Source organism: Bacillus sp. EKM202B (assembly GCF_011066025.1).
Classification (GTDB): Bacteria; Bacillota; Bacilli; order Bacillales; family Bacillaceae_G; genus Bacillus_A; species Bacillus_A toyonensis.
On sequence record NZ_JAAMNK010000027.1, the window covers coordinates 41,262 to 59,968 of the forward strand.

9 protein-coding genes and 8 pseudogenes are annotated in these 18,707 nt (G+C 32.0%); 6 read left to right on the forward strand and 11 right to left on the reverse strand.

Annotated features, from left to right (window positions below):
* The first annotated feature begins 10 nt into the window (after positions 1-10).
* A complete protein-coding gene (gene folE / locus G9F74_RS23765) occupies positions 11-598 on the forward strand; it encodes a GTP cyclohydrolase I FolE (protein WP_000054142.1) in 588 nt (195 codons plus the stop codon).
* A 128-nt stretch (positions 599-726) separates the two neighbouring features.
* On the opposite strand, the pseudogene G9F74_RS23770 reads toward folE, so the two are convergent.
* Positions 727-974 (reverse strand): annotated as a pseudogene (locus G9F74_RS23770) (tyrosine-type recombinase/integrase); the annotation flags it as partial.
* A 1,112-nt stretch (positions 975-2,086) separates the two neighbouring features.
* Here G9F74_RS23770 and xerS point away from each other — a divergent pair.
* Positions 2,087-3,160: a tyrosine recombinase XerS gene (gene xerS, locus G9F74_RS23775; RefSeq protein WP_097888080.1), complete on the forward strand. Its 1,074-nt coding sequence runs from the start codon at positions 2,087-2,089 to the stop codon at positions 3,158-3,160.
* A gap of 444 nt (positions 3,161-3,604) precedes the next feature.
* On the opposite strand, the gene G9F74_RS23780 is transcribed toward xerS, so the two are convergent.
* From G9F74_RS23780 to G9F74_RS23795, 4 genes are all read right to left on the reverse strand, one after another.
* A complete protein-coding gene (locus G9F74_RS23780) occupies positions 3,605-4,651 on the reverse strand; it encodes a M4 family metallopeptidase (RefSeq protein ID WP_165406295.1) in 1,047 nt (348 codons plus the stop codon).
* A 171-nt stretch (positions 4,652-4,822) separates the two neighbouring features.
* Positions 4,823-5,266, reverse strand: a complete 444-nt coding sequence (locus tag G9F74_RS23785; RefSeq protein WP_001289218.1) for a hypothetical protein — start codon at positions 5,264-5,266, stop codon at positions 4,823-4,825.
* Positions 5,267-5,618: 352 nt separating this feature from the next.
* Complete coding sequence (locus tag G9F74_RS30200) at positions 5,619-5,801, reverse strand: histidine phosphatase family protein (RefSeq protein WP_260408078.1); 183 nt, start codon at positions 5,799-5,801, stop codon at positions 5,619-5,621.
* 496 nt (positions 5,802-6,297) lie between these two features.
* Positions 6,298-7,263, reverse strand: coding sequence for a S8 family peptidase (locus G9F74_RS23795; protein WP_165406296.1), 966 nt, complete (start codon positions 7,261-7,263; stop codon positions 6,298-6,300).
* Positions 7,264-7,723: 460 nt separating this feature from the next.
* Between G9F74_RS23795 and G9F74_RS23800 the strand changes: the two genes are divergently transcribed.
* Entirely contained in the window at positions 7,724-8,371 is a 648-nt protein-coding gene (locus G9F74_RS23800; RefSeq protein WP_165406297.1) for a YukJ family protein, read from the forward strand.
* 520 nt (positions 8,372-8,891) lie between these two features.
* Positions 8,892-9,833: an endonuclease I family protein gene (locus G9F74_RS23805; RefSeq protein WP_165406298.1), complete on the forward strand. Its 942-nt coding sequence runs from the start codon at positions 8,892-8,894 to the stop codon at positions 9,831-9,833.
* A gap of 291 nt (positions 9,834-10,124) precedes the next feature.
* Here G9F74_RS23805 and G9F74_RS23810 read toward each other — a convergent pair.
* Both G9F74_RS23810 and G9F74_RS23815 read right to left on the reverse strand, forming a co-directional pair.
* Positions 10,125-11,170 (reverse strand): annotated as a pseudogene (locus G9F74_RS23810) (SpoIID/LytB domain-containing protein).
* Positions 11,171-11,237: 67 nt separating this feature from the next.
* Positions 11,238-13,000 (reverse strand): annotated as a pseudogene (locus tag G9F74_RS23815) (peptidoglycan-binding domain-containing protein).
* Positions 13,001-13,887: 887 nt separating this feature from the next.
* On the opposite strand from G9F74_RS23815, the pseudogene G9F74_RS23820 reads away from it, so the two are divergent.
* Positions 13,888-14,721: pseudogene (locus G9F74_RS23820) on the forward strand (peptidoglycan-binding protein).
* 755 nt (positions 14,722-15,476) lie between these two features.
* Here G9F74_RS23820 and G9F74_RS23825 read toward each other — a convergent pair.
* The 4 genes and pseudogenes from G9F74_RS23825 to G9F74_RS23835 all read right to left on the reverse strand — a co-directional run.
* Positions 15,477-15,851: pseudogene (locus tag G9F74_RS23825) on the reverse strand (phosphodiester glycosidase family protein); the annotation flags it as partial.
* A 366-nt stretch (positions 15,852-16,217) separates the two neighbouring features.
* Positions 16,218-16,373, reverse strand: a pseudogene (locus G9F74_RS30700) (alpha/beta hydrolase); the annotation flags it as partial.
* On the reverse strand, positions 16,374-17,756 hold the full coding sequence (locus tag G9F74_RS23830; RefSeq protein WP_165406299.1) for an alpha/beta hydrolase: 1,383 nt from the start codon (positions 17,754-17,756) through the stop codon (positions 16,374-16,376).
* Between the two features lie 386 nt (positions 17,757-18,142).
* Positions 18,143-18,298: pseudogene (locus tag G9F74_RS23835) on the reverse strand (ATP-binding protein); the annotation flags it as partial.
* Positions 18,299-18,300: 2 nt separating this feature from the next.
* Here G9F74_RS23835 and G9F74_RS23840 point away from each other — a divergent pair.
* A pseudogene (locus tag G9F74_RS23840) lies at positions 18,301-18,707 on the forward strand (RNA-guided endonuclease InsQ/TnpB family protein); the annotation flags it as partial.

Genomic DNA, 18,707 nt, shown 5'->3' on the forward strand with positions numbered 1-18,707 from the left:
GAGATAATAGATGAGCTTAAAAACAATTCAAAGTGTAGAAATAGATACTGACAAAATTGAAGTAGCAGTAAAAATGATTCTTGAAGCAATTGGAGAAGATATTAATAGGGAAGGTATTTTGGAAACCCCAAAACGAGTAGCAAAAATGTATAAGGAAGTTTTTCAAGGTTTAGGTCAAAACCCTTCTGAACATTTGTTAAAAATATTTAATGAAAATCATGAAGAATTGGTATTAGTTAAAGAAATTCCGTTCTATTCTATGTGTGAACATCATTTGGTACCTTTTTTTGGAATAGCTCATATAGGTTATATTCCTAATAATGGAAAGGTAACTGGGTTAAGCAAATTAGCTAGAGCTTTAGAAACCATATGCAAAAGACCACAGTTGCAGGAAAGAATAACCAATGAATTAGCAAATGTAATTTTTGAAACTTTAGAGCCAAAAGGTGTAATTGTAGTAATTGAAGCTGAGCATATGTGTATGACAATGAGGGGTGTGAAAAAACCTGGTTCAATGACTATAACTTCATCATATAAAGGAATATTTAAAGATAATAGTACACTCCGAAGTGAAACCTTAAATTTGATAGAGAGATAGAATTATATTGTTAATTGAAGTCTATGCAGTATAAATATTTAAAACAATTCAAACGGACAAGGTAAGGTGAAACGGGATTATTTGTTTAACCTTGCCCTATTTCGATTTTATAATATGCTAATTATAAATTAAAATTCATCATCACCAATTAAGTTCCCTACATCATTATCCCCTTTGTAAGTCTTTGCTTCAAGTAATTTTCTTTTGTAGTTCTATCATTTTTATGGCCAACTGCAGCCACTATGACATGAGGTGCTAGCCCCTTATAATCATATAAGTACTGTACATAAAAATGCCTAAAGAAATGAGGGATAATTCATATATTCTCTGTAAAAGGTAACTGGGTGTCTTTTATAATTTTAGAGATATATTGTGACTACTATTCTCTTTTTGTATACAAAAAGAATTGATTAGTACTGAAGTAATGTATGTTCTATCTAGATAGTTAAGTTTGTAATGATGTTACAGTAGGGAAAGGTATGCAGCTGAAAAACCGCAAAAGGTGTTTATAATAACTTATTAATATTTAGTTTACATAACCTTTATTATAGGTATGTGTAAAAAAGAACAGAATAAATCTCAAATTGAAAAGAATACTTATGTTATTGAGACAGAAGAAAAAATTTAGAAGTTATATTTTGAAACCTGTATTAAAATCACATTTAGCGGAATGCTCATCTAAAACAAGTACAATATAAAAGTACTAAAGGAAACACTCTATTTCGAAAGCATAAACAATTAAGTTTTGTGAAAAATACAATCCATTTAGTCTTAGGCGATTAAATTGTTTTGTATTAAAGTGTATTTATATACTGGATATGTCCTATAAGCAATCATGTAATCAATATCAATATGTATAGTTGAATGTATCTGAAACTAAAAGATATTCAGGCTGATGAAGTGGAAAGTGAATGACGTATTTTGTTTGATGAGAATAAAAGTTAATATGAAGAGGTGAAAAACAAACACTTCAAAACTTCGCACGAAATACCAATTTTACGAACAATAAAATGTTTATATAAAAATCTAATACGGTATCTAGGGATTTCGAGCTCAGTTTCATGACTTTTGTTCTGTTTGGATATTTACATATAGTTCATATCTTCTATGGAAATTATCAAATATTGAATTATTCTTTGAAAATTTTTATAGTAAATTACACTTCAATTTATAAAAGTTGTTCTTATGTTGATCTATTTAACTCCTCATAATCATAATTAAATTAACCAATTCGTATTTTATAACAACTTTTAAACAATTTTGCACACCTGTAAATTTGATTTTTGTACTGATTTTATAGCGTAATACAGATTTATCACTTGCTTATCTATAACTTTTTTTAGAATGATTACACTATCCTTATTTAATTTCGAGTATATTTTAGCATCCCATAATTTAATTATGTAAATAAGTCTGTGTAAAAATTGAATTTAATGCGAACTTGTGTTCGAGTATTTTTTCTGTTATAGTGTATATGAGGTGATTTTTATGGATTACAGCAAGCAACGTCAAAAATCCGTACATCGTAAAAAATTATACGAGAATCTAAATGAAATGCCCTTTTATATAGAAGAATTTGTGGAGTACAAAGAATTGCATGATGCCTCTCCCTCCACCCTACTGAATTATGTATATGATTTTAGAGTCTTCTTTAATTGGCTACTATCTGAACAAATTATAGATTTTAAGCCGGTTAAAGACATATCCTTCTCTGATTTGGAGAATTTAAAGAAAAAAGATGTTGAGAACTTTATGCGTTTTCTAAAACTGCAACAAAACATGCAGAATTCCTCTGTTAACAGAAAAATTTCAGCCTTAAAGTCTTTATTTAAGTACCTTACCGCCCTATCAGAAAATGATGATGGAGAATGTTATTTTTATAGAAATGTAATGGCTAAAATAGAAATACATAAAGATAAAGAAACATTAAATGCTCGTGCAAAACGTATGAGATCTAAGATATTTCATAATGATGACGATCAAGAATTTTTGAATTATGTTAAGTACGAACATGAAAAATCTTTAACAAAACATCAGTTGTTCTATTTCCTAAGAGATAAAGATCGTGATGTAGCTATCCTCTCCCTCTTTCTTGGTAGTGGTATTCGAGTAAGCGAATTGGCTGATCTACGTATGGAAGATATAAACTTAAAAGAAAGACTAATTGATGTAATCCGAAAAGGAAACAAAGAAGATTCTGTATGGATTACACCAATTGCATTGAACGACCTTGAAAAGTATATGGAAATTAGAGATAACAAATATGCTCCAGGAAAAGAATTAAAAAATGTGTTTTTATCAAAGTATAAACATACTGCACAACCACTTTCCGTTAGGGCTATCCAAGATATAGTAGAAAAATATACTAAAGCCTACGGTAAAAAAATGTCTCCTCATAAATTAAGACACACATTGGCAAATAAATTGTATATGGAAGAAAAAGACTCATTACAAGTCATGCAGCAACTTGGGCATACCAGCCAAGATACGGCTTTGCTATATACACAACTTGGGGAAACAACTATTAAAGATAGTTTAGGAAGAATAGGAAAGAATAAATAATAAAAGGTTCAGCTTCCTATGATTGCTGAACCTTTTATTATTTATTGAGATTTTCAATTTTATTATATAAAAAATACATAGTTTATCTACCGCTTTGTTTGGGATATGAGTGATGAAAAATATTAATAAAGTATTTAAAAAACTATTTTCGATTTGAATGTAGATATATTTGCGCGAATTTCTGTTAGATAACCACAATTATATGTTTACCACGGCTTTTTCCTTTCTCTTTTGAGAAATATTCTGGTTGATCTCCATTACCGTGCTTCATATGAAATTTTTGCATGCCGGTTGTTAGTTTCAATTGAATAAAATGATTTTGCTGAAGATCTAACTTCAATTCGAAAATGTATGCTTGTCCTTCTCAAAAAATTGCAAAGCAAAAAGGCACCTAAGTAAGGTGTCTTTTTGCAAAAATCATTTCCTCATCTATGTTTAAATAATTTAAGATTTTGAGATACCTACATCACTAAATGCTTTGTTTACAACTTGATCTGTGTTTTGGGGCATTTTCCCTTCGTTTATAAGAACTTTCGCGGCTTTTAGAATTTCTTCAAAAGCATCATGGAAGCCAGAATTAGGGTGAAGATGCGGCCATGCATTGTACCATAATATTGCAGCATTATCTGTTCCTATTCCTTTAGACACGAGATAAAATGCTTTGTTTGGGATACCACTGTTTGTATGCACGATATAACTTTGTCTTTTTTCTTCAGTCTCAAAATTAAGGTTACTACCATCATCATATTTATCCATGTGATTTGGCTGAGAATCATGTTCGTTTGCGGTTCCTGGTTCTTTCATTGAGCGAAGGGCTTTTCCAGGAAATTTAGGACCAATAATTTTATCACCAATTAACCAATCAGCATTCTGAGCATTTTGACCCAAATGATATTGTTTTATTGCACTACCAATACAATCAGAAAAGCTTTCGTTAAGGGAACCGGGTTGATCATGATATTCGAGTTTAGATGTATACTGTGTTACACCATGGCTCATCTCATGGGCTATAACATCAATTCCTCTTGTAAAATCAATGAAGATTTCACCATCACCATCACCGAAAATCATTTGTTCTCCATCCCAAAAAGCATTCATAAAATGATTACTATAGTGAACGTTAAAAATAAGATCCAACCCACGATTATCAATAGAATTACGATGTAATACCTTTTTATAATATTCTAAAATGACTTTTCCAGCATCATATGCTTGATTCGCATCTTCATCATCCGTAGGTGAATCTCCCTCATCCCGAACTAATTTATGCTGAGGTTGTTCTGTATGTTGACAATCATAAACATGTATAGTGGCTTTATGCCCTTTAGTGTTCTCTAATGCAGAATCCATTATTTCTTGATTTTTAATTAGACTCTTTCTTTTCTCATGAATTTTTTTAGTATGTTCTAAGCTCTTTTGCGCTTTTTCGCTCCCTTTTTCTGCAAACTTTTCTAATAAGTATTCTGGAACAATACTTTCAACTTTTCTCATAATTATCATTCCTTTTCTATAATAGGTATTTTGTACCCAAAAGAACTCATTGTTTGTTTATTTTTTCCATATCCTTATCCGATGAGAATAAAAAACATATCTATTGATTGGTAAATAGCAAAAATGACTACTCTAATAATAAATATTTCTTCCTATATTTTCTGCAAATTTTTATTCGTAATGTACACCATTATAATTTACAAAACCCACTGGGTGATGCGTGAAATGTATGACTGGATCACCTGGATTCCCAATTCCTACTTTTACATGTGTTTTATCAACATATTCTCCTTGCAATTCAATTTCTGTCCCTTCTTTTAAGCCTGGAATTGGATTTTTCAACCCTAATTTATCTCCAAAACGAATTGCACAGAAGGCTTCATTTTCTACTAAAGATTTTTGTGCACCTTTTATATCAATAACTTGTATATTATTAATTAAAAAATGCTGATGTGTTCCGCCTTCTGAATTAGAATCATCTTCTTCAACTAATTTAATTGTTGCTTTTACATGCACAATTGGAGCATGAAATGAAAGTGGATTTCGATGATGCTCCATAAAATGATCTGCTAACGTATTACCAAAATGCGGATGTCGTTGTAAATGTTCACTCATAGTTATTTTCTCCATTTCTTAATTTTACTTACATCTTTTAATAATTTGAAAGTGCAACAATTTTAAAATAACACTAATCTTTTTGTGGATTTTAACCAGATAATTTTCACTTTTAATCAGATAGATTTTCATTTGTCCAGTTTATAAATTGATTTAAACTAATTAAACCAACAAATTCATATCCTAATCCCAATCCTTTTGGTTTTAAAATAACTGTATCTAAAAAACCAAGCGATTGAATAGATTCATCAAAAGAATAATCATGAGCGATGAATATCCTATTTACTTGCGAGTTAGGTTCTGTTTCAAATATTCTAATTAGCTTTTCTTTTACTAGTCTCTGTTGTTCATTTCAATTATCAATATTTAAGTTGTTAATCTCAGCTAATTCATCCATCACTTCTATATTTTGTTTCCCAAAAGCCAGTTTGCCTGTGTCTTTAGTTCGACAATAAGGGCTTGTAAATACTGGGTATTGAACGGGTACTGTTTGTTTTCTAAAGATTTCTCCTAATTTTTCAGATTTTTTTCCCATTATCGGTTAAGTTGCTTTGCGTTTTGCAATCTTTCAGATCTAGTACTCCTCCTGGTTCTCTTTCCTTTTCTCCATGCCTTAGATATAGATTATATCCGCCAGCTTTAATGGCTTTTAATAATGAATAATCTAATGTCTCTGTGTTTCCAATTCTGTATCATCCATTTTCCTAATCCTTCTTTCTTATTTAAAGCAATTAATTCAAGAATTTATTTATAATTAACAACCGAAAAATCCAAATGAATTTCTGTGAATTTTTCCGTTAAAGGGAAGATCACTAGTCGTTGCATTTTATATTATTCGAATTTAACATTATGATGTAACGATTGTTAGTCTTGATAAAAAACTTCATAAATTTATCGTAATTGAAACACACGATATCTTCACATGAGTATGACACCAATTACTAAATGAAGTTGCAAACTTATCTTTTAGTAATTTTACTGGAATAATATTGTATACTGACGTTAATACTAGTAACCCTATAACTTCTATTTTATTCTTTTGCCAGGTCTAACAAACCATTACCTACCAAACGCTTGGAATCAGCAAGAGCTGTTGTTCTTTTAATCAATTGTGCATAAATTTCATCCTCAGATAACGTTCTATCAAATTGTTGTTTACTTTCACAAAGTTTAATAATTAATGCTGAACCACCTGATATATGTGGAGTTGCCATTGATGTCCCACTTAATGTTGCATAGCCTCCACCTTTATAAGTTGATAAAATCCCTACTCCAGGCCCAACTAAATCTACATTTTTATTTGAATCACTAAAAGGAGCTATTTTTTTATTAAAACCAACAGCACCAACTTCTACAACCTCCTGATATGAACCTGGGTAATCAAACTCATCTGTATTACTGTTATTATCTCCTCCATTACCAGCTGCACAAACAACTAATACATCATTATTCACTGCATTTTTTACAGCTTGATGTAGTTCTGGTACATCTTGAGGTCCGCCTAAAGACATAGAAATAACTCTTACTTTTTCTCCATTAGGGCCTCTCCAGTTTACTGCATAATTAATCCCATTTATTATCCATTCATAAGCACCCGATCCATTTGGACCGCCTAATACTTTAACAATAAGTAGCTTAGCTTGTGGGGCTACTCCTAAAACACCTTTATTATTTTCTGTAGCAGCAATCGTTCCCGCCACATGCGTTCCATGACCATTTAAATCAGAATAATTATCAGGATCACTATCATTATCAGTAGTAAAATTTTTCCCTCCAATAATACGATCCTTTAAATCCACATGATCCGTTTGACATCCAGTATCTAGGACTGCAACCACAATATCTTTTCCTTTTTCACTTTTTTCCCATACTGCCGGAGCATTTATAAATTTGACGCCTTCAGGTATTTCACTAACTTCACTAACAACTTCTAACACCTCAAAAGGGATTAACCCTACTTCGTTACTCTTTACATCATTTGAATTATTTTGACTCATATCTTCACCTCATATAATAGATTTTGATTGCTTTTAAACAATCAAAATCTATTCTCTACATATATCTCACTAAATATGCAACTCATATACAGATTGCTCTAAAAATCTTCAAAGTGATAGTATTTAAAAGACATTCTCTTAGTTTATGTTTTAACTTTGTGTCACTTTTATTGTCTTATTAAAAAATCATTTTAATATTAACTTTAGTTTATTTAACATTGTTAAATAAAAGCTAGTTTCACTGTTATAAACGCTCTTCATAGTTGTTATATATTTTAATTAATATATACGTAAAATAATATAATCTATTTAGCACCTATTATTCATAAACTTTTTGATTATAAATTTTTAATAGAAAAAATATTTTTTCTCACATTTTTACTAATATAACTTAAGAATAAAAAATAAAATACAGATAATACTATATTCTGTTTAAATAAATTTTTAGGAGCTGATAGTAATGCCAGTAAAAAATTATGGGGTTTTAAAGGGTCAAGTAGTAGGATATACCCCTCCTGACGATAAGGATAACACACCTCATTTTACAGTTAATATCTCAGATAATAATAACCATGAATACGAAATTATTATTAATGTCAAATCAAAAAAAAATCCATCTGAGTTATTGTACTATGCGGGTAAAAATTTTCATTCTGAGCAAATTACAAACCTACCTAACTTAAATTACGGCTTCACAAACATTACTAATAATAATAGAGAAATTGCACTGGATTATATTCGAGGTAATTTACTTGACCGCTGTAAATTAGTCCCACTTCCAGTAACTGCACCTGGAGATGATAACGATTTACAAGATAAATTTTTGAATTACATGAAAACATCTGAAAATAATCCAACAGTCGATATTTATGCATACGGTGAAAAAATCCCTCCTGGAATTCATGATGTCCACATGAACCAAGGAAATGTGGGAAGTTTTAAAAAAGATGATGGTATTTGGCAAGATGGTGGAGTACTTTTCCATTATAAAGACGTTAATAAATGGGAAGCTGTCTTTTTAGCATTCCAGTCACAATCATGGTGTACGGATGACTCAGGACATGCAATTAAACCTGTTGAAAACTGTAATTACAAAAGTGATTGTTAGTAATCAAGTTTAAAAGTAAAAATGTTTATTTCGAGAATAATTAAAAAGTATTATATAAATATATTCCTATTTTAGATTAAAGAGTGGTGTAAACTTACACTGTCTCTTTTCTAAAATACAAATAAATTGGATTATCGTTATTCATCTGCTTTTCAGATGAAACATGACATTCGGGTTCATAAGTATTGAAAACATATCGATCACCTTGCATCAAGATGATTTTGTAGGAATCCATTTTATCTATAGTTCAAATGTTTAAATCGCATTATTAAATTATCAATAATATAATAAAAGAATGTACAATTAATATTATATTTTCTCGATTATAAGTACCAAAACTTTTGGTTACCAAGGTTCTTACTATTAAAAGTAAAACTCACTTTAGTATTAATGTACACAAAGAATTATTAATATTTTCGTCCCTTCACTAAAATTAAGGATATTCTTAAGTAACTCTATAAAATCAATCAGTATATTATATAAATATAATAATACAATTATGAAGAAAGGGCTATTTCTTATGACAAAAAACAATTCAAGTATTCCAGAAAATGAGTTTTCAACCTTATTAATGAATGAAAATGAACAAATTGAACTTCTTAATAAACTTAATAAAAATAAAGGTATTATTGAAAACGATTCAAAAAAATACTTTGATGAAGATGCGGAGAAAAACATTATAGCATCTTATTATAAACCAATTAATTTTGATCAATTAAAACCAAGTGAATTATTTAAGGCTTTGTATTCTTTAATAGAAAATACACATAAACCCGTCAAATATAACCCAGCACAATATTTATATAATTGGGTAGATTTACAAGTAGACGGAAATTTAAAAAGTATCTACTCTGGAAACATAAGAAAACCAGAAGAAGTTATTGCTGAAGACATTGAAATAATCACCAAACGAAAAAATGAATTAGATTCACTTCTGACTAATCACTCATTAACTAAAAATGAGTTAGAAACCCGAAAAAAGCAAATTGAAGAAAACAATAAATTGAACTGTGAACACGTAGTACCACAATCTTGGTTTCATAAACAGGAACCAATGAGAGGTGATTTGCATCATTTATTCGCATGTGATCCACAATGTAACTCGATGAGAAGTAACTATCCTTATCATGATTTCCCAGATTATGATAAGGGGATTGAGCTGGAATCAATTAGACAAAAGTGTGGGAAATTAGAAAAGAGTTTATTCGAACCTGAATACGCTAAAGGTATAGTAGCACGAGCCACTTTATACTTTTTACTAAGATATCCAGATAAAATTACAAATGACAAAGAAAAAAACATAGACATTGAATTATTACTTAGATGGCATGAACAATATCCAGTAAGTATTTATGAAAAGCATCGGAATCAAAGTATTCAAGACACTCAAGGGAATAGAAATCCCCTTATCGATTTTCCCGAATATGGTCGTAAAATTGATTTTTCATTGAGCTCTTCTTGAGTTTTTTTAAAATCTAATAAATATAAGTTAAAAAGCTTAATACTTACTCCCTTACCTTTTTAAGGGGGGAGTTTTCTTTATTTTAACAAAATAAACCTAATATAAACTTTTTAATAATTATATACAGAAAAACCATAGAACCTAATTACTTCTACGGTTTTAAATTAATATTTATTTTTTGAGTACCCCATAAAAACCTTAACGTTTTCAGGTAGTATTTCATATCTTATAATATTTCTAACAATAACACTGTTCGGTTGCCTTTCTAGATTTCCATTGTTAACTTATTGATTATAAAAAGTTAATCTCTGATAGTGGATAAAAGGCACGAATTATACTTACATAATCTTTCCCCTGATCAGCAAGGTATATACTTCCCCATCTACAGAAGTATTCATTTGAATCATTTCTTATGCCGCTACAGTAATTAATTAGTAGTGGTTCAATACTATACGGTCTTGTAATATATTGATTAAATATCTCGTCAACTATCTCATCAATTTCAGAAAAAGTACTTCTACCATAATTAAAAGATTGATCGAACAAAGACGTGCTACTGATTGTAAATCCTCTTTCCAAATAATGCTCATTATATATACGATTTAATACAAATGATGTTATACAAATTATATTAGCCTTAATAGCTTCTTTTGGCCATGTTGGGTAAAGTTCTGAAGCAGCTACATTTTTATATATTCTTTAAATTCCACTTTATATCTTGGCGCTAATTCATTAGGATTTCCATCATGAACTATAATGTATTGAGGTATTTTGAAGCTATTTGCATGTTGAGGAAAGTGTGAAAACCGGGGATAGTTTGACTGAAGTTGTTTTTCTAAATAATATTCAGTTAATGCATATTGAGGAACATCAATTGTTTCAATTAATTGAAGTTCTCCTGTTCGATTAACAGGAAGCATTTCCACTCTTTGTTTCGCTGTAGTTTCCGGAAAGATTTGTACACCTCTAACTATTTTAACTCCATAGTTAGGTGCTTCGACTGTAAGAATATATTCTGTATAAGGTTTTGGTCCTGAAGGATTATAAGAATACTCTTTAGGAGGCGCTGATAGAGAAATGGGACTTGTTAAACCAATGTCATTTGTTTGGAGTATAGCAATAACTTGACCACTATCATCCTGCTTACGAATGAATACCCTTGCACCCTTAATGGGTTTATCTGTATTCATTTCATAAACAGATACAATTAATTTACCAGTTGATACCCGATAAGAATCCCGTGTATCATAATAAATTTGATTTTCATTTAAAAATGGATGCGGTTGATAATAAAATTGCTGGCCTAAATCCAATGGATAAGAATAATTTTCATTCAAATCTATTCGTCCTCCTTCTATGTCTGTTCATTTCATTATTCCTTGTTACTTTCACATATATCACTAATTAAGAAAAGGGATAATATCTATTATTATTGTAGAATGATTGTGTCTGCTGATAATTGGACACATTTGTCATAGAAGGGGGATAAATGGATAATCGGTTATGATTTTGAGAAGGCACTTGTGTTTTAAGACTTAATTCTGTATTCATTTGCTGTGGAATTGAATTACTTGTTAAAGACCTTCGGGAAGTTCCCATAGTATATTCTATCTCTTCAAGGACCATCCATAGTTCCTTACGCACTACTCCTGTAACAGTAAAACTTTTTATCTTTTGAAACTCTTTCACTGAACTTCAGTTCCAAGTCCAAAAAAACCATCTAATTGTCCTTCGTAAAAACCATAATCCTTCAATAAATTTTGTAATCTCCTTACAAGTTCTCCTTGGCTACCATTCTGCATAATAGGATACATGCCAGGGAGATTTGTAACATACACATAAATATCATTCATTTTATTCCAAGTTATTTCATCTACAGCCCCATTTTCAGAAAGTTGGAACTGTCTTTGAAAAGCCTTAACTGCATATGCAGTACTTGAATTGAACGTACCGTTTACTCTTACTTCAGGAATATCTGTATATCTTTTTCTTATATGGAATAAATATTTTTGAATGGTTTCAACAGCTGCATTTTGATCCCCTTCTTTTATGATTTTCCCTGGGAAAGATTTAATAACTTGTATAAATTCCGCTAAACGGATTTCAATATCTTTATAGTAATATTTCAAAATCTCCAAATAAGTCATACCTTTTTCCGCTAGGCAGTTTGTTCCCCACTGATATAGCATTCCTGGTCGTTTAGCATATAAGCATGTTTGCTTTTTCCCATCACGATATTGTGCAAAAAACGGTGTGTTTTCTCCATGTTTTGCAAGATATTGTTTAAATACCTCCTCCACTGCATCATCAGTAGATTCAAAGGTATTTCTCCCATGAGTATACTTTTGATCAAACTGTGTAGTACTTGTGATGTCGAATCCTTTTCCTTTAAAAGGGTTTACATAAATACGATTTAATGTAAAAGTCATTATGCAAAGAGCATTAGCTAACAATGCTTCTTTTTTCCAATTGGGATAAACCTCAGAAGCGAGCACATTTTTTATATAATCTTTAAATCTCATCTTGTAATTTCTTGCAGGTGTATTTGGATGACCATCGTGAACGGTAATAAATTCAGGTATTACAACATCCCTATCTCTATCTTCCCTTATCTCTTGTTGCATCTCGAGTTCTTTTTGTAGTTCCTGTTGGGATTCCTGCTGGGGATATTGTCCGATTAATGTATGTTCCGGAATATCAATTATTTCAACAAGATCCCGTCCTTCTGCTCCGCTAATGGGTATAAGTTCCATTTTCTGAACAGCAGTAACATCTTCAAAAATTTGTGTACCGCGCAGTACTACAGGTGCATAACCTGCAGCTTCGATGGAAATTGCATATTCTGAATAAGGTTTAGATCCTAAAGGGTCGCTCGCATTCTCTTTAGGGGGTGTAGGCAAGGCAACTGTATTCGTTTCACCGAATTCATTCGTATATAAAGTAAGAACCTCACTTTGTCGGGAAGCTAAAATACGCCCTTCATTTGTCATTTTATAAATTGATACTTTGACACCCTTAATCGGTCTTTCTGTGTCTTTTTCATATATTTTCGCGAAAATTTTTCCACTTGGTTGCCGATAAAGCGCCTCTTGCCCTTCATGACTCACTCCTGCTACAGAATATGGTGGTTTATAATCTCCTGAAGAATATGGATGAGAATTATACAAATTCACCTCTCCTCTCGTTAAATCCTATTTATATTAAAACTCTAGTATATAAACAAAATAAAAAGGCCCTTTATCCATGATATTATGCTCAACTCTATTTTTTGAAATCATATAATTGCCTATTTTCTTTAAAGATTCTCTAGATTTTTTAAAAAATAAGTATGGACTACTCTATTTTTACTTGACCACTTCCTGCCAATCTATCCGAAATAATTCTTCAATTCAAAAGATTAATCTAGTTATACTTTTGTTACATACTATAAAAGTTAAATAACCTTATTTACAAAGATAATTTTATATAACTCCATTCTATACTTGCCTAAATCCTCTCTAGAATTATAAGAATGCACAAATGGACAGCTCTATTTTTACTTCACCCTCTTCTGCTAATCTATCCGAAATAATTCTTCAATCCAAAAGATTAATCTAGTTATACTTTTGTTACATACTATAAAAGTTAAATAACCTTATTTACAAAGATAATTTTATATAACTCCATTCTATACTTGCCTAAATCCTCTCTAGAATTATAAGAATGCACAAATGGACAGCTCTATTTTTACTTCACCCTCTTCTGCTAATCTATCCGAAACAATTCTTCAATCCAAAAGATTAATCTAGTTATACTTTTGTGGCATACTATAAAAATTGAATAACCTTATTTACAAAGATAATTTTATGTAATTCAAATTTATACTTGCTTATAACAAAGAAATTTATAAATTAAAGATATCAGTTGATTTATAAAGCACCGTTTTGAATTTTAGCAAGTTGTGTGAATACAACTGAAAATATTAACCGCTATTTCTTTTACGATTAGTACCTGTCATATTAAAGTTCAATTCAACTATAATAAATAACAGTATTCTAAAATCAAGGGGTGAAATATGGAGAGTTTACCCACTCTTAAATTAGGCTCTACAGGCTATTATGTAACAGTTCTCCAATTAAATTTAAGCGGTTTGGGAGTAAACTACGAGAAACTTGCTATTACCGGCTTTTTTGATGAAAAAACAAATAAATGCACAAAAATTTTCCAAGAAAAAACTAAATTAAATCCTAATGGAATAGTAGAAGTTCGCACTTGGAAATCATTGTTTGAGAACGTATTATTAATACAAAAGAAGCTGCAATCTATAGGAATTTATTTTGGAGCACTTAATGGGATATTTGATGCATCAACTACTCAAGCTACAAAAAAATACCAAAAATAGCAAAATTTATACCCTTCCGGTGATATTACACCGAGAACACGCCACAAATTATTTAATCCCGATTCTCAATCTGAATTTTATACTAGCTCTAATCATTTACACTCCTTACACCCATATGTGGAGATGTTGGCTAAAGAGTTTCTTCAATTAACAAAAGCTAATGGCTTAGATGTTCGAATATATTCAGTGTTTAGGAGCTGGAGTGAACAAGACCGGTTATTTTCTTTAGGAAGATGGAAACCGGGTAAAAAGGTTACAAACGCTCGAGGCGGGGAATCATATCACAATTGGGGATTAGCCTTTGATGCTGCACCTTTCGAAAATAACTCTATACCTTGGGGTAACATCAAAAAATTCAAACAAATGGGGTATATAGGAGAAAAACTTGGTTTAAATTGGGGTGGGCGTTTTACTAACCTAGTTGATCATCCACATTTCGAATATTCTTTTGGTTTAAGTACTTGGGATCTCCTTAACGGTATTAAACCTCCTATTTTAGATATATAACTTTCATATAATTTGATTCATATCGAGAAGTTTTTCTATTCACAAAGAAAAAGCATTCGACCGGATGCTTTAATTGTTCATTCTAAAAGGTGAATAACCAATTACATACTTATTGTCAGTAAATCCAACTATAGCATCCCTTGTCCGAAACTAATTCTTCTCCCATCTACTCCGAGGGCACTAGGAAATAACTCTCACACTCTGAGAAAGGGGTCTTAAAATGATAAGACGGCTGTGGCTGCCTGCGATTGTATAACGCCTGGACCTATAAATGGAGCAACTTTCCAAAAGAAAAGCCCTATATTTATTGGACTACTAATCTCAATAAGTAGTCTCATAAATATAGGGATCATTTTAATTACTATATAACCACGTCCAGAGCAAGATATTTTTGAGAATCACCGATCCTGGCTACCGATCACAATGAACAAGTCCACTGCATTACGCTACAACAGATGCTATCGGGATAGGGCACGGCCTTAATCAGAAAGATAATCGATTCAAAAGCATTTACAATACGAGTGTAGAGTTCCCCGTCTATATAACTCTTGAACTTTCTATCATCTAATTGCACAACTTTAAATACAACATTTACATCTGGTTTAGACCCTGATACAAAACATGAGGAATATCTATAAAATTATTGAATATAATTATACTGCCAATCATAATTCCTACTCGCACCGCCACGGATGCGTATTTTTTTGCTTTCTTTTTGAACAATATTCACTATTTTCGCTTTCCATTATTTATACCTATTGTGAAGTAAAGCTTGCATCAAATTTATCTAATGTTTTGGTATTTACTTTTTCTCCATCTATTGTCATCTTTATTTTTTGCTTCGAATTTGCTGTTACCACCCAAGCATTCGATAAATAACGATCTTCATGGGATAATGTAGAAGGTGAATTTATAACCTTTCCTCCTAAATATAGTGTAGCAGAAGAACCTCCATCCATAGCCATTGCATTTATTGCTCCTTTTTCATATAGAATATCTTGGCACTCTTTTAACGTGGCCCCTATGCTATATGTCTGCCTACCGTCTATCATTAGAAACATTATTGTGCCGTCCTCTTTTTGAGCCATTATACTACGTGGAGCAGAGCCCCAACCACAGTCCCCTTCTGTTTATTCACGATTATTATATACAACGATTATCGAGAAAATATGGAGATGTAAAATGTATAAAATAAAAAAGACATGCACAATTTTTTTAATATTTTTCAGTAAAATATCTCTTGCTTAGGTATTTCATGCACCGTAATTGTTAATTATATATAAAATATAGTTAACAAGGAGATTTCTATTCCAAAAGAAAAAAGCACCCATCTGGATGCTTTTTTTATTATATATATCTACTATATACTACTTCATCTTGATGGCTATGCGGGTTATTTCAAAGTGACCTTTTTTATCTTTCAGGTAGATTTAATTAATAAAAATAGTCCTATCTTAAGTACTGAAATTGGCTATTAAAAAGTATCGTTGCACATTTTATTTAGATCTTCCTTGCCCCCAAGCAGCGATATCATTTATAACATACTCAGGAATATTTGTAGGGCTATAATACTCATCTGGTTTACTTAATTCCCCATTTCCTTCTGTGAAGAAGTGATTTAATTTTGGATATGGTCGATAATCAATGTTATCTTATTTTTTTGTCTCGTTGACCCATGTAATAATGTCCTGGATGACGTACCCAGGAACATTAGCAGGGATTTCGTATTCACTAGGAAGACTTAATTCCCCGTCACCCTCCGTGAAGAAATGATTCAATTTCGGATATTTTTTGAACTGAACATTCCCGCGGTTTGAAAGTCCTTCTTGCCATCGTGTATATTCATCTTTTACTGTTACTTGATAATCGCGTGCTCCTTGCAGAATGAGTAAAGGCTCTTTTCGTGATTTTGCCTCTTCAACTGGACGCCACCTAGAAACATCATACATAAAATGAGGTGACCCAAAATTGTAGCCAGCTGGAGGATGGTCAGGATTGAAAGTAGGATCCTGAATAATAACAGCCTGTCTTTTTAGTTCATCGATTTCTTCCTTTGGTTTCCCAAGGTATTGATACTGATCTATGGCAATGTCAGTCAAAGGGCGTGCAGGTGGTGCGAGTAAGATACTTCCTCGGACAAGTGAGGAAGGCGCTTTTCTCAGTATACGTGGCATTGTACCGGCTCCTTGACTATGTCCAAGAATGAAAATATTACTTGGATCAATGCCTTCTTGCTGCGCTGCTGATCTTGCTGCATATATGGCATCATCTGTAGTATCACGGTCTAACGTAACTGGTTCTGCACTCATCTTTAATGCATGTTCTAAGGTGCGTTTTTCGTAGCGCAACACTGCAATTCCGTTGGATGAAAGGCCCACTGCAATGTCTCGTAAGATTTTTGTTCCCAGATATGTGCTATCGCGATCATGGATGCCAGCACCATGAACAAGAACAACTACAGGTAGCTTTTCACCAGGCTTATGTTTCGGAACCGTTAATGTCGCTGGTAACGGATAGGTAGAATTTCCAATGACGATTTCACGTTCTTGATAGGAGTCAGGTTGATCATAGCTAGGATGCGGGATGGTATAAGATTCCTTGGGTGGTCTTTCTCCAATTTCATCTACTTTCCCGCCAGGTGTAAATTTAAGGAGTAGCGGTATGGTAGTTCCTTCTGTAACTGCTGGCATTTCCACCGTCTGATGGACCAAGTTTCGTTCTTTTATCACGGGGGTTCCCATGCTTTTTAACTCACTCCAGCCACTTTGTGTCCACCAGTTTTGTAATGTGGTTGCTGTAAACTTGGATTGAAAAGCAGCAGACGTCAACTGGAGTGCCTCTGCATACTTACCTTGCTGGAGATATTCAAAAAATAATGATGTACGCTCTGTTAAAGAAATTCGTTTCTTTTCTGCAGATTGCTCCTCACGTGTATCTGCGTGAATAGCTGTTGTAAGCGGGAAAGATGAAACACCTAAAGAAAAAAGTAGGGTAAAGGTAAGTACTGATTTTTGCATTTTCTTTTTTTTATTCATGTTTTAACCTCCAATATGTGATGGTAAAAAACAGGTATGATAATTAGGGTTCTGGTGCAAAAACTTCAAAATATTTGCAAGTAATCTCCAAGACTTGGACATACTGATATTATTACTCTAAAAAACCATAGATTTCTCCTTTTCCACATGCATATTAACCCCAGAAATAATCTTTCTTCCTTCACTTTATATTATGATTATACGAAACAAAGCTCTCGTTTTTCTTACTTGATACTTACAAATTCCTTAAGTGTATAAAATTTTTGTTTTTGGGATATCTTAAAACCTTAGCTTGATGGATATGCGATGCTACCCCAATATATACAAAAAGCAGCTAGCCAAAGCTAACTGCTCACTAACTTATAAAATTTCAGTAAAAGAATGTATTAATTTTGAAGTGTAAAAATAGAGAGAATGACTTCAACTATAGTTCCCTTATTCACTTCACTCGCAATAAATACCTTCCCCTGGTGTGTTTCAATAACTTTATAACACACCATTAATCCTAAGCCGATTCCCTCTTCTTTAATACTGTAAAAAGGTAAAAATAAAATTGCCAAAACTAGGTCTTGTTCGATTTGCCAAAAGTCGTGAAGTAAAGGGACGTATTTTAAATGCTACGGTTAGAAGGAACCCTTCTGGCAGATACTTTGTGTCCTTGTTAGCTGAAACAGAAGTGCAAGAACTTCCGAAAACACAATCTTCCATTGGAATGGATGTGGGACTAAAAGATTTCGCCATTTTGTCAGATGGAACAACCTATAAAAATCCGAAGTTTTTTCGATCATTAGAAGAGAAGTTGGCGAAAGCACAGCGTGTTCTTTCTAGAAGAATGAAAGGATCTTCTCGCTGGAATAAACAACGAGTAAAAGTAGCTAGAATTCATGAATACATGACAAATGCTAGAAAAGATTACTTGGACAAAATCTCAACTGAAATCATCAAAAACCA